Below are 12,383 nucleotides of genomic sequence, written 5' to 3' on the forward strand. Positions count from 1 at the left end.
CAGCCCGTGACCTGTTTACTGTGTGTTCGAATCCGATGCGTCATCGACTTCAAACCAGGGCGCACGGGCAGTCATGATCAGTGCCGCTGCGCGCGCTTCGTCCAACTCCTCGATATCGACCAGATCGTCGACAGACTGCTCGGCGAGATCTTCCATGGTAACAATGCCGCGACTGGCCAAAATGAAGGCCAAGTGGCGCTCCATGCCATCCATCTCCAGCAAATCGTTTGCTGGCTGGGCACCGTCTAGCGCTTCTTCCGAGGCAATTGCCATCGTTAGCAGCTCGTCTTTGGCACGTGCCCGTAGCTCCTCGACCAAATCTTCATCGAACTCTTCGATCTCGAGCATTTCCTCCAGCGGCACGTAGGCGACTTCTTCCAGGGTGGTGAACCCCTCTTCTACCAACAGGCGGGCGATATCTTCATCCACACCGAGGTGTTGGACGAAAGAATCCACCAAGCTATCAATCTCTTGATCGCGCTTAGACTCTGCTTCCTCTTCGGTCATGACATTAATACGCCAGCCGGTGAGTTCAGACGCCAAGCGGACATTCTGACCACTACGACCGATGGCCTGAGCCAGATTATCCTGCGCGACAGCGACATCCATCGCATGGGCATCTTCGTCAACCAGAATAGACCCTACGTCAGCAGGCGCCATGGCGTTAATGACCAATTGAGCGGGGTTATCATCCCACAGGACGATATCGACGCGTTCGTTTTGCAGCTCGGAAGAGACGGCTTGAACGCGTGAACCACGCATGCCGACACACGCCCCTACCGGGTCGATGCGGCGATCGTTGGTTTTTACGGCAATTTTAGCGCGTGAACCGGGGTCGCGAGCGGCGCCCTTAATCTCGATCAACTGTTCGGCAATTTCAGGCACTTCGATTTTGAACAGTTCAATAATCAGCTCGGGGCATGTGCGCGAGAGCTGTAGCTGGGCACCGCGAGCATCGGGGTCCACTTTGACCAATAGCGCGCGTACCCGCTCGTTCATACGGTAACGCTCGCCATGAATCATTTCGTTGCGTGGCAAAAACGCCTCGGCGTTTTCACCCAAATCAATGATCAAACCGTCGCGAGTGGTCTTTTTAACAATGCCTGCCACCAGCTCACCTTCACGGTCAGCATATTGACGCACGACTTCCGCCCGCTCGGCTTCACGTACTTTCTGCACGATAACCTGTTTGGCAGTTTGCGCAGCAATACGACCAAACGCTGCATTTTCGATGCTTTTTTCAACCACATCGCCAAGCTTTAACGGCGGGTCGCGCTGCTCGGCAATGCTCTGCTTAATTTCGTAATCGGGCGTTTCGAATTCATCGTCTTCCACCACAGTCCAGATGCGGAAGGTTTCGTATTCCCCGGTGCGGCGGTCAATGTGCACGCGCACATTCGCTTCTTCTCTTTCAAAACGCTTGCGTGACGCGCTCGCGAGAGCAGCCTCTACCGCTTCGAAAATGACATCACGCGGGACGCCCTTCTCGTTGGAGATCGCGTCAACGACCATTAAAATTTCTTTACTCATGCGTATGCCTCGCCAGAAAACCTATCCTTATATGCATTACCCCGGCAGCCTGCCGGCAGCGCCGCTACCTGGTCAATCGTCGAACTGCGGTACAATGTGAGCAGAATCAATACTTTCAATTGGAAAGCAATACTCTTCGCCATCCAGTTGTAGCAATACCTCATCCCCCTCAACACCTACCAAAAGCCCTTGATACTTACGCCGACCATCAAAAGCCGTGCGCAGCTTGAGCGCGACGTGATGACCTTGAAAGCGGGCAAACTGATCCAGGGAATACAAGGGGCGTGCCATGCCTGGCGAGGAAACTTCCAGCCGGTACTCACCAGCAATGGGATCTTCCACATCCATAACAGCACTGACTTGGCGGCTAATATCTGCGCAGTCTTCCACGCTGACGCCACTTTCGCGCTCGATATAGATTACCAGTCGCGAATTTTTGCCCTGGGAAAGATGGTCGATACCCCATAGTTCAAAGCCCATGGCGGCAACAACAGGTTCTATCAATGCATGAAGCGCAGCGTGTTTAGTGGCCACAGACAAAGCTCCTATAGCCGTTGCATCAGGCACCTGGCCAGGAGTTATAAGAAAAGCTAGCTAGGTGGCTGATTGGCGTTACTCGGAAATGTGCCTCCGGTGATCCGGAGGCATCCGCTATTAAGATTATTCGTGTTAGCGAAAAGCGAGCGTTAGCCATACGCCCTTGCTAACCAAAAGCTGCTAACAAAAAGCCCCTTCACTGGAAGGGGCTTTTTAAAAGAAACCTTAAGTACCAACTGAGCACTATTTCAAGCACCCTTCTAAGCAACATCACTTAAGCTCCACCTATCAAAACAGGTTCTGCTCAAAACACTTTCTTTAGCAAGCTTCAATAATCGAAACAAGGTAAATTAGTGAGTTACATGCTGCTAGAAAATGGTAGCGGGGACCGGATTTGAACCGATGACCTTCGGGTTATGAGCCCGACGAGCTACCAGACTGCTCCACCCCGCATCAATCTAGGTCGACGATAATAGACACTTAAGCTACTTACGTCAAGAACTACTTACGTAATGCTGTCTTCTTTGTCGCTGTGCAATGTAACAGTCTGACAACAACCAAGACATTCTGGAAAGCTGGCGAGCCAGCAAAACAGATGGTGCCGAAGGCGGGACTTGAACCCGCACGACCATACGGTCACTACCCCCTCAAGATAGCGTGTCTACCAATTCCACCACTTCGGCATCAGGGGAGGCTAAAAAACAACGGCGACCCATTCATCAACTACTTAGTCGCTGCTTTCCTCTAGCACTGGCGCGGTATTATCCACACCTGCAGGCCTGTCGTCAAGCGTCGGTACGCTTTGCTGCTGCTCGATTAAACGCGAATCGGGAATACCTGCTTCTGGCGCCTGACCGGCTTGAGTGGCGAAGTATGCTAGCGTCATGGAAGTGGCGAAGAAGCCCGCAGCTAAAATAGCCGTTGTGCGTGACAAAAAGCTACCACTGCCTCGCGAGCCAAACACTGTCTGCGAAGCGCCGCCACCAAAAGCCGCACCGGCTTCGGCACCTTTACCCTGCTGAAGCAGAATGAGTACCACGAGGGCGATCGAAATCACCACATGAATCATAAGAATCGTAACTTGCATGGCGTTATCCTGCTGACTGACAAATGGCATAAAAATCATCGATCTTTAGTGAGGCGCCGCCCACTAGACCGCCGTCGATATCCGGCTGAGCAAGCAGCTCAGCCGCATTGTTTGCATTCATACTGCCGCCGTAAAGTAACCGCAGCTGCCCTGCTAATTCCTTATCAAAACCTGCCTGGTAGGCGCGGATCCCAGCCATTACCTCCTGGGCTTGCTCAGGTGAGGCCGTACGGCCCGTGCCAATCGCCCATACCGGCTCGTAAGCGATGACCACTTGCTGACGCTGCTCTGGATCAAGGCGAGACATGACATAACCCACCTGACGCAGCACCACCTCCATTGTGCGGCCTGCATCACGCTCTTCCAATGACTCGCCGACGCAGAGGATGGGCGTAATCTCCACACTAAGCGCGGCCAACAATCGCTCAAGCACCTGCTCATCGTTCTCTTTATAGAGCTGACGACGCTCCGAGTGACCCACCAATACGTGGGAAACCGCAAACTCTTTAAGCATGCGGCCACTAACTTCACCGGTGTGAGCACCAGAATGGATGGGGTTTAGCGTTTGCGCCCCAAGCGACAACACGGTTCCTTCAAACGCATGGCGCGCCGCATCCAAATAGGGGAAAGGCGGAATAACTACCACATCCACGTTCATTCGCGTTTCGGCAGCAGAGAAGGCTTGGCCGAAGTCATTGATCAACGACACAGAGCCATTCATTTTCCAGTTGCCAGCGATTAAAGGCGTACGCATCGACTATCCTCACTACAAGGTGGAGCGAAATGGTATAGGAGCGGCCTTGTCAAGACAACCACTGTCGCCAGTACGAGCCGAGTTTATTATCGCCACCAGAGACCCACTCATCACCTAAGCAACGCTGGCACTCGGCCAGCAAAGCAGCTTAGCTTACCCATCCAAGCAGCCTTACTAGGTGGTATTTTCGCCACTCCCAGAAATATTCTCTGTCGCAAAATAGCGCTTCTTAAGCATCCTGCTCTTGGTTCAGCGGAAGCTCGCAGCCCTCTTGCAGTACCGCCCACGCCATATTGACTGCATCGACCGTGGCAGCCACATCGTGTACACGCAATATACTGGCGCCCCGCTCCACTGCCATGGCCGCAAGCGCCAAACCACCCGGCAAACGCTCCTCAACCGGGCGAGCTAATACTTTTCCAATCATGCTCTTGCGCGACATCCCTACTAGAATGGGAAGCTCTAGGGCATGGAGAGACTGTAAATATTTTAGCAAGCGTAAATTGTGCTCAACGCTTTTACCGAACCCAAAACCAGGATCAATCAATAACCGATGGCGACGCAGCCCAGCAGCCTCGCAGTCAGCGATCCGGCCTGCCAAGTACTCAGCGACTTCCTCCTCAATTGGGCGTGAGTAAGCCGGCGCCTGCTGCATATCCTGAGGCTCCCCCTTACGATGCATCAAACACACGGGCAGGCCACTGCCAGCCGCCGCTTGTAGCGCCCCATCCCGCTCCAAAGCGCGCACATCATTAATCATTCCAGCGCCTAGCTCACTGGCCTCGCGCATGACGACGGGACAACTGGTATCCACTGACACCAGCGCATCCAGTTCGCGAACCAACGCTTCCACCACTGGCGCCACCCGATCCAGCTCTTCCTGCGGGCTAACAGGAGCTGCGCCTGGACGGGTTGACTCACCGCCCACGTCAATGATCGCCGCCCCCTCAGCAAGCATTCGTTCGGCATGACGCAACGCATCATCTAACGCCACATGCCGTCCGCCATCGGAGAAAGAGTCAGGGGTAACGTTAAGAATACCCATTACGCGGGGAAAGGAGAGATCCAGCAGATGACGTCCGCAACGCAGTTGCAGGGCATTATCAGCGTTTTGTGTAGAAGACGTATCCAGAAATGATTTCATGCGACAGCCTGGTCAGGAAAAGAAACATGGCAGTGTTAGCTGCACAGCATAACAAAAAAGCGCCCCATGATGGGGCGCTTTGGCTTAGGCAAGAGGGCAACGAAAAAGCCGTCCCTTGTCACCTCCTGACGATCACGCTTACGGGCCTGCAGGACCACCTAGCGGGTCGGAAGGGCGACGACGGGGCTCGTCATCATCTTCTTCATCGTCGCTTCCAGAGGCATTGGAAGAGCCGTCATCGCTAGCCTGAACTGGCGGCTTGTCTTCCCCGACAGGCGTACCGCCGCCGGAGGAATCACCATCATCCCAGCCTTCAGGCGGACGCGGATCCCGACCTTCCATGATGTCTTTTAGCTGATTGGCATCAATGGTTTCGTACTTCATTAATGCTTCAGCCATGGCATCAAGCTTATCGCGGTTATCGGTCAGGATTTGGCGCGCCTGCTCGTAACAATCGTCAATAATCTTGCGTACTTCCTTGTCCAGGCGCGTCGTGGTATCGCCCGATTTCATCTTGCTGCCGCCTTGACCTGGCCCACCGAGAAACTGGTGCGACTCATCCTCGTCGTACATGATCGGGCCCATTTCATCGGACAAGCCCCACTTGGCAACCATGTTATGGGCAAGCTCGGTGGCTCGCTTAATATCATTCGAGGCGCCGGTGGTAACACCGTTGGGCCCCAAGGTCATTTCTTCAGCAATACGACCGCCAAACAGCGAGCATATCTGGCCAAGGATTTGCTGGCGGGAAAGGCTATAGCGATCTTCTTCTGGCAAGAACATCGTGACGCCCAAGGCACGCCCACGCGGAATAATCGTCACTTTATAAACAGGGTCGTGGGAAGGCACGACTAAGCCGATGATCGCATGACCCGATTCATGATAAGCGGTGTTTAGCTTCTCTTTATCGGTCATGACCATGGATTTGCGCTCGGCGCCCATCATGATCTTATCTTTCGCCAGCTCAAGCTCTTCCATGCCTACCAAGCGCTTGTTACGACGCGCCGCAAACAGGGCGGACTCGTTGACCAAGTTGGCTAAATCAGCGCCAGAAAAACCAGGGGTACCGCGTGCAATCAGCTGAGGCTTCACATCATCCGCCAGCGGCACCTTACGCAGGTGAACGCCCAGAATGTGCTCACGGCCACGGATATCCGGCAAGCCGACCGTTACCTGACGGTCGAAACGGCCTGGGCGCATCAACGCAGGGTCAAGTACATCAGGACGGTTGGTCGCAGCAATGACGATGATGCCTTCGTTGGCTTCAAAACCATCCATCTCAACCAGAAGCTGGTTTAGCGTCTGCTCGCGCTCGTCGTTGCCACCGCCCATACCGGTGCCACGTGAACGACCTACGGCGTCAATCTCATCGATAAAGATGATGCACGGCGCCTGCTTCTTGGCCTGCTCAAACATATCGCGCACACGCGATGCGCCGACACCGACAAACATTTCAACGAAATCAGAACCCGAAATAGAGAAGAACGGCACTTTGGCTTCGCCAGCAATCGACTTGGCAAGCAACGTTTTACCGGTACCCGGAGGACCTACCATCAACACACCGCGTGGAATCATACCGCCCAGGCGCTGAAATTTGGTTGGGTCACGCAGGAAATCAACCAGCTCTTCTACTTCTTCTTTGGCTTCATCACAGCCCGCCACGTCGGCAAAGGTTGTCTTGATCTGATCTTGAGAGAGCAGCTTGGCCTTCGATTTGCCAAAGCTCATCGGGCCGCCTTTGCCGCCGCCAGCTCCGCCCTGCATTTGGCGCATGAAAAACATGAAAATGCCCAAAATCAACAGAATCGGGAAGCTAGCAATCAGCAGCCGCGTCCAGATGCTCTGCTGTTCTGGCGCTTTACCCACGACCGTCACATCATTGCTCAACAGATCGTCCATCAGCTTGGGATCCTCCGCCGCTGGGCGGATCGTCTGAAACTGAGAGCCGTCAGTACGCTCACCCTTGATGGTATAGCCATCAATCGTGACGCTACGTACCTGTTGATTTTGCACCTGCTGTACAAACTGCGAGTAGTTTGTATTTTGCGGTGCGCTTTCCGTACTGAAATTATTGAACACTGTTAGTAGGACGGCCGCGATGACCAACCATAGAATCAGGTTCTTCGCCATATCGTTCAAGGGGCTACCCTCATTACAAGAATCCGTCAGTTAAACCCTGATACTTACCAAAGCATGTCATTAGGACAGTACATCAGCATCAATCGTTCAACCATTGCCAAAGCGACTAACGCCTCGGGCCATCTGTGCCGCATGCCCTAGTAGTGGGTAATGTGACACACGTTGCGCTTGCCTGTCTGGCAATCGCGCTGATAAAACTTGGCTATTAATACCGCGGGTCATTATCGAACCACAGAGAACGCTACCCGCGAAACCCGTCTGCCAGAAAATACACTTCCCGGGAGCGAGCCCTGGATGCCTCCGGCTTACGAGTCACTACTTTATCAAAGCTGCCGCGCAGCTCTTTTAAGTAGCTATCAAACCCTTCCCCCTGAAATACTTTAGCCAAAAAACGACCTCCAGGTGACAACGTTTCACGAGCGAGTTCTAACGCTAGCTCCACGAGATACATCGCCTGGGGTTGATCAATCGCTGCCATACCACTCATATTGGGGGCCATATCGGACATCACAAGGTCTACGCGCCGCTTATCGAGACGTTTTAGTATCGCCTCCAGCACGGCCTCTTCGGTAAAATCCCCTTGGATAAAGTCCACGCCTGCCAGTGCATCCATCTCCAGAATATCAGAGGCAATGACCACGCCTTCAGGCCCTACCCTTTCCGCGGCGATCTGGCTCCAGCCACCGGGCGCTGCCCCAAGGTCAATCACCGTCATACCCGGACGCAGCAGTTTATCCTTTTCATCCAACTCAATCAGCTTATAGCTGGCGCGAGAGCGATACCCATCCTGCCAGCTCTGCTTTACATACTGATCGTCAAAATGCTCCTTTTTCCAGTTATTGCTGGTCTTGCTCACTGAATGCTTTCGGTTTGGGGGCTTTTGTTGCATGTGGGAATCTAACACTGGAATAAGAGATGGGCGCATTGACGCGATCGCTTTCACTCGGTGACGTTTCGCCGTAAGATGGAGCGTTATGCGCTAACCGGGATACCGCAAGATACCATGAGCTTGTCACAGGCACAAAAGAAAGCATTTCGTAGCATTGGCCACCACCTTAACCCAGTGGTCACCGTTTCTGAGAACGGCGTCTCCGAAAACCTGCTTGCAGAATTAAACCGCGCACTCACCGATCACGAACTGATCAAAGTGAAGCTTGCCCTTCCTGAACGTGATGATCGTGCGGCCATGATTGCCGAACTGATCGCCAACAGCCGTGCCGACCTGGTACAAACCATTGGCAAAATGGCGCTGCTCTACCGCAGAAATCCCCAGGTGAATCCAAAGCTGTCTAATGTCACCCGTTTTGAGAATCACCACGGTCGTCATTAACCGCTAGCTTACTTTCGCCAGCCTAACCCCATGGCGGAGTCAAACGCCCCTTCAACCAATCAGATTGAAGGGGCGTTTTTGTATTACAGGTGCTCGACGCTACCGACTTCATACTCCACGTCGCCGCCGGGTGTCTTCACCACCACGACGTCACCCTCTTCCTTGCCAATCAACGCGCGAGCAATCGGAGACGTCACCGAGATACGGCCAGACTTGATATCCGCCTCATCTTCGCCGACGATCCGGTAGGTGACTTCGGCATCAGTATCAAGATTCATTAACGACACGGTAACGCCGAAAATCACTTTGCCGGTTTTCGGCAGTTTGGTGACATCGATCACTTGAGCCACGGAGAGCTTACTTTCGATCTCCTGAATACGCCCTTCGATAAACCCCTGCTGCTCGCGAGCGGCGTGATATTCGGCGTTCTCTTTAAGATCACCGTGTTCACGCGCTTCGGCGATGGCCGCGATCACCTGCGGACGAGCTTCGCTTTTAAGATGATCGAGCTCTTCACGAAGATTTTTTTCTCCCGCTACTGTCATCGGGACCTTGTTCATTGACGTGCTCCTGCATGCAGATCCTGAAGGCGCCGCACCGTAATCTCCCTACCGTACTCAAGCGCCATGCAAACAGCATTAGCGCCCGCCAAGGTGGTCGCATAGGGCACCTTGCGCGCGAGAGCAGTACGGCGAATGACCGAAGAGTCGTTAATCGCTTGGCGACCTTCGGTAGTGTTCACAATGTAGGCGATTTCGTCGTTCTTAAGCAGATCGACGATATGGGGACGGCCTTCATAAACTTTATTGACGTGCTCCACGGCAAGCCCGGCAGCTTCTAAAGCAGCCGCAGTTCCCCGTGTTGCACATAGCGTAAAGCCTAATGCTAACAGAGAACGCCCTACTTCGATAATCCCTACCTTGTCCGGCTCGCGCACTGAAAGGAAGGCTTTGCGATCACCCGTCAGTGCAGGTATCGCCTCACCTGCCCCCAGCTGCGCCTTGAAGAAAGCCTCTGCAAAGGTATCCCCAGAGCCCATCACCTCACCGGTGGACTTCATTTCCGGTGACAGGATGGGGTCGACACCGGGGAATTTATTGAACGGGAACACCGCCTCTTTAACACTATAGAAGTGCGGCACGATTTCGCGCTCAAAGCCCTGCTCGGCCAGCGTCTTACCCGCCATACAACGCGCTGCAATCTGGGCAAGTGAGGTACCGATGCACTTGGACACAAAGGGCACGGTACGCGAGGCGCGCGGGTTCACCTCAATGACGTAGATCTCGCCATCCTGCCAGGCAAGCTGGACGTTCATTAAGCCTTTAACCCCCAGCTCAACGGCCATCTGCTTGACCTGCTCGCGCATCTTGTCCTGCACATCGGCAGGCAGCGAGTAAGGCGGCAGTGCACAGGCGGAGTCACCGGAGTGAACGCCCGCTTGCTCGACGTGCTGCATGATGCCGCCGATCACTACCTGCTGACCATCGGATACCGCATCGATGTCGATCTCGATGGCGGCACTCAGAAAGTGATCGAGCAGCACCGGTGAGTCGTTGGAGACTTTCACCGCGTGAGTCATGTAATTTTCAAGCTCGGAGGCATCGTAGACGATCTCCATCGCCCGGCCACCTAGTACGTAGCTAGGACGCACGACCAGCGGGTAGCCGATCGCCTCGGCTTTATCGAAGGCTTCGGCAAAACTGCGCGCGGTCGCGTTGGGCGGCTGCTTGAGGCCCAGTTTATCGATCATCACCTGGAAGCGTTCACGGTCTTCGGCGCGGTCGATGGCGTCCGGCGTGGTGCCGATAATCGGCACGCCAGCGGCTTCAAGCTCTCGCGCCAGTTTCAGCGGCGTTTGGCCGCCGAACTGAACAATCACACCGACAGGCTTCTCTTTGTCGGCGATCTCGAGCACGTCTTCCAGCGTTACCGGCTCGAAGTAGAGGCGATCAGAGGTGTCGTAATCGGTAGACACGGTTTCAGGGTTACAGTTGACCATGATGGTTTCATAGCCGTCATCGCGCATCGCGAACGCGGCGTGAACGCAGCAGTAGTCAAACTCAATGCCCTGACCGATACGGTTGGGGCCACCGCCCAACACCATGATTTTCTGACGATCAGAGACCTCCGCTTCACACTCCTCTTCGTAAGTGGAGTACATGTAGGCGGTGTCAGAGGCAAACTCGGCTGCACAGGTATCCACACGCTTATAAACCGGACGGATACCTGCATTCTGACGCGTTTGACGAAACTCTTTTTCGCTCACGCTGAGCAGTCTTGCCAAGCGCGCGTCAGAAAAGCCCTTGCGCTTCAACTGGTACAGCTCACGCGGCGTGAAGTCGGACAACGCACGCTTGGCTACGGCCGTTTCCGTGAGTACCAGATCTTCCAACTGGACCAGGAACCAGGGGTCGATATTGGTGAGCGCAAACACATCATCGACACTCATGCCGGAGCGCATGGCGTCCGCCACGTAAAAAATACGCTCGGCGCCAGCCGCCTGAAGCTCGCCCTGAATAATCGCCATGTTATCCGGGGTAAAGTCGGTAATGATCGGATCAAGACCATCATTACCGGTTTCCAGACCGCGCAGCGCTTTCTGCAGCGACTCCTGGAAGGTACGGCCAATCGCCATCACCTCGCCTACCGACTTCATCTGCGTGGTCAGACGATCGTTGGCCTGAGGGAATTTTTCAAAGGTGAAACGTGGGATCTTGGTAACCACGTAGTCGATCGACGGCTCAAACGAGGCCGGCGTCCGTCCACCGGTGATATCGTTTTGCAACTCATCCAGGGTATAGCCAATCGCCAATTTAGCGGCAATCTTGGCAATCGGAAAACCGGTCGCCTTGGAGGCCAGCGCCGAGGAGCGCGAGACCCGCGGGTTCATTTCGATAACCACCAGACGCCCGGTCTTGGGGTCCATACCAAACTGAACGTTGGAGCCGCCAGTCTCGACGCCAATCTCGCGCAATACCGCGAGGCTGGCGTCACGCATGATCTGATACTCTTTATCGGTCAGCGTCTGGGCGGGTGCCACGGTAATGGAGTCACCGGTGTGAACGCCCATGGGGTCAAAGTTTTCGATCGCACAGACGATGATGCAGTTGTCGTTCTTATCGCGAACAACCTCCATCTCGTACTCTTTCCAGCCAAGCAAAGACTCATCGATGAGCAGCTCGTGGTTGTTGGAAAGCTCGAACCCACGGGTACAGATCTCTTCAAACTCTTCTTTATTGTACGCCACGCCGCCGCCGGAACCGCCCATGGTGTAGGAGGGGCGGATAATGGTCGGAAAGCCCAACTCGGCCTGGATTTCCCATGCCTCGTCCATGCTGTGCGCTACTTTTGCTTTCGGGCACTCTAAGCCGATGCGCTTCATGGCCTGATCGAACAGATCGCGGTCTTCCGCCATGTTAATGGCATCGGCGTTAGCGCCGATCATTTCCACGCCGTACTTTTCCAGTACACCATGCTTTTCAAGTTCAAGCGCACAGTTAAGCGCCGTCTGCCCGCCCATGGTGGGCAAGATGGCATCCGGGCGTTCGGCTTCGATGATTTTTTCCACCGTCTGCCAGGTTATTGGCTCGATGTAGGTCGCATCGGCCATGGCGGGGTCGGTCATGATGGTGGCGGGGTTGGAGTTAACCAAGATAACCCGGTACCCCTCCTCGCGCAGTGCTTTACACGCCTGGGCGCCGGAGTAGTCGAATTCACAGGCCTGGCCGATCACAATCGGACCAGCGCCAATAATCAAGATACTGTTGATGTCGGTACGCTTAGGCATAACGGTTCCCACAAAAAATGGTGACGAGGAGCGACAAAGACGGCGTTACGTGTCAATCGTCTAAAAAAGACGGCT

General features: G+C 54.5%; 10 protein-coding genes and 2 tRNA genes. 1 reads left to right on the forward strand and 11 read right to left on the reverse strand.

Annotated features, from left to right (window positions below):
• Window positions 1-15: 15 nt before the first annotated feature.
• The 9 genes from nusA to rlmE form a co-directional block, all read right to left on the reverse strand.
• On the reverse strand, window positions 16-1,530 hold the full coding sequence (nusA, locus tag ACFFLD_RS18695; protein ID WP_386043031.1) for a transcription termination factor NusA: 1,515 nt from the start codon (window positions 1,528-1,530) through the stop codon (window positions 16-18).
• Between the two features lie 72 nt (window positions 1,531-1,602).
• Complete coding sequence (rimP, locus tag ACFFLD_RS18700) at window positions 1,603-2,064, reverse strand: ribosome maturation factor RimP (protein ID WP_133731588.1); 462 nt, start codon at window positions 2,062-2,064, stop codon at window positions 1,603-1,605.
• Window positions 2,065-2,443: 379 nt separating this feature from the next.
• Window positions 2,444-2,520 (reverse strand) — tRNA-Met (locus tag ACFFLD_RS18705).
• A 143-nt stretch (window positions 2,521-2,663) separates the two neighbouring features.
• A tRNA-Leu gene (locus ACFFLD_RS18710) sits at window positions 2,664-2,750 on the reverse strand.
• Window positions 2,751-2,794: 44 nt separating this feature from the next.
• Complete coding sequence (secG, locus tag ACFFLD_RS18715) at window positions 2,795-3,154, reverse strand: preprotein translocase subunit SecG (RefSeq protein ID WP_386043032.1); 360 nt, start codon at window positions 3,152-3,154, stop codon at window positions 2,795-2,797.
• 4 nt (window positions 3,155-3,158) lie between these two features.
• Window positions 3,159-3,908 (reverse strand): triose-phosphate isomerase, encoded by a 750-nt coding sequence (gene tpiA / locus ACFFLD_RS18720; protein WP_386043033.1) that lies wholly within the window; start codon window positions 3,906-3,908, stop codon window positions 3,159-3,161.
• Window positions 3,909-4,137: 229 nt separating this feature from the next.
• The gene (gene folP, locus ACFFLD_RS18725; protein ID WP_386043034.1) at window positions 4,138-5,052 is read right to left on the reverse strand and encodes a dihydropteroate synthase; all 915 of its coding nucleotides are present in this window, start codon (window positions 5,050-5,052) and stop codon (window positions 4,138-4,140) included.
• Between the two features lie 138 nt (window positions 5,053-5,190).
• Complete coding sequence (ftsH, locus tag ACFFLD_RS18730) at window positions 5,191-7,191, reverse strand: ATP-dependent zinc metalloprotease FtsH (protein ID WP_386043035.1); 2,001 nt, start codon at window positions 7,189-7,191, stop codon at window positions 5,191-5,193.
• A gap of 241 nt (window positions 7,192-7,432) precedes the next feature.
• Window positions 7,433-8,080 carry a 23S rRNA (uridine(2552)-2'-O)-methyltransferase RlmE gene (rlmE, locus tag ACFFLD_RS18735; RefSeq protein ID WP_386043036.1) on the reverse strand — a complete coding sequence of 216 codons (648 nt, stop codon included), beginning with the start codon at window positions 8,078-8,080 and terminating at the stop codon, window positions 7,433-7,435.
• Between the two features lie 114 nt (window positions 8,081-8,194).
• Between rlmE and yhbY the strand changes: the two genes are divergently transcribed.
• Entirely contained in the window at window positions 8,195-8,521 is a 327-nt protein-coding gene (yhbY, locus tag ACFFLD_RS18740; RefSeq protein ID WP_022520713.1) for a ribosome assembly RNA-binding protein YhbY, read from the forward strand.
• An 83-nt stretch (window positions 8,522-8,604) separates the two neighbouring features.
• Here the strand turns inward: yhbY and greA are convergent, their stop codons facing one another.
• Together greA and carB are read right to left on the reverse strand one after the other, a co-directional pair.
• Window positions 8,605-9,081, reverse strand: coding sequence for a transcription elongation factor GreA (gene greA / locus ACFFLD_RS18745; protein ID WP_386043037.1), 477 nt, complete (start codon window positions 9,079-9,081; stop codon window positions 8,605-8,607).
• On the reverse strand, window positions 9,078-12,308 hold the full coding sequence (gene carB / locus ACFFLD_RS18750) for a carbamoyl-phosphate synthase large subunit (RefSeq protein WP_386043038.1): 3,231 nt from the start codon (window positions 12,306-12,308) through the stop codon (window positions 9,078-9,080). The genes greA and carB overlap by 4 nt, the downstream gene beginning before the upstream one ends.
• Window positions 12,309-12,383 lie beyond the last annotated feature (75 nt).

The sequence above is a fragment of the Vreelandella sulfidaeris genome, from assembly GCF_042429665.1.
Lineage (GTDB): Bacteria > Pseudomonadota > Gammaproteobacteria > Pseudomonadales > Halomonadaceae > Vreelandella.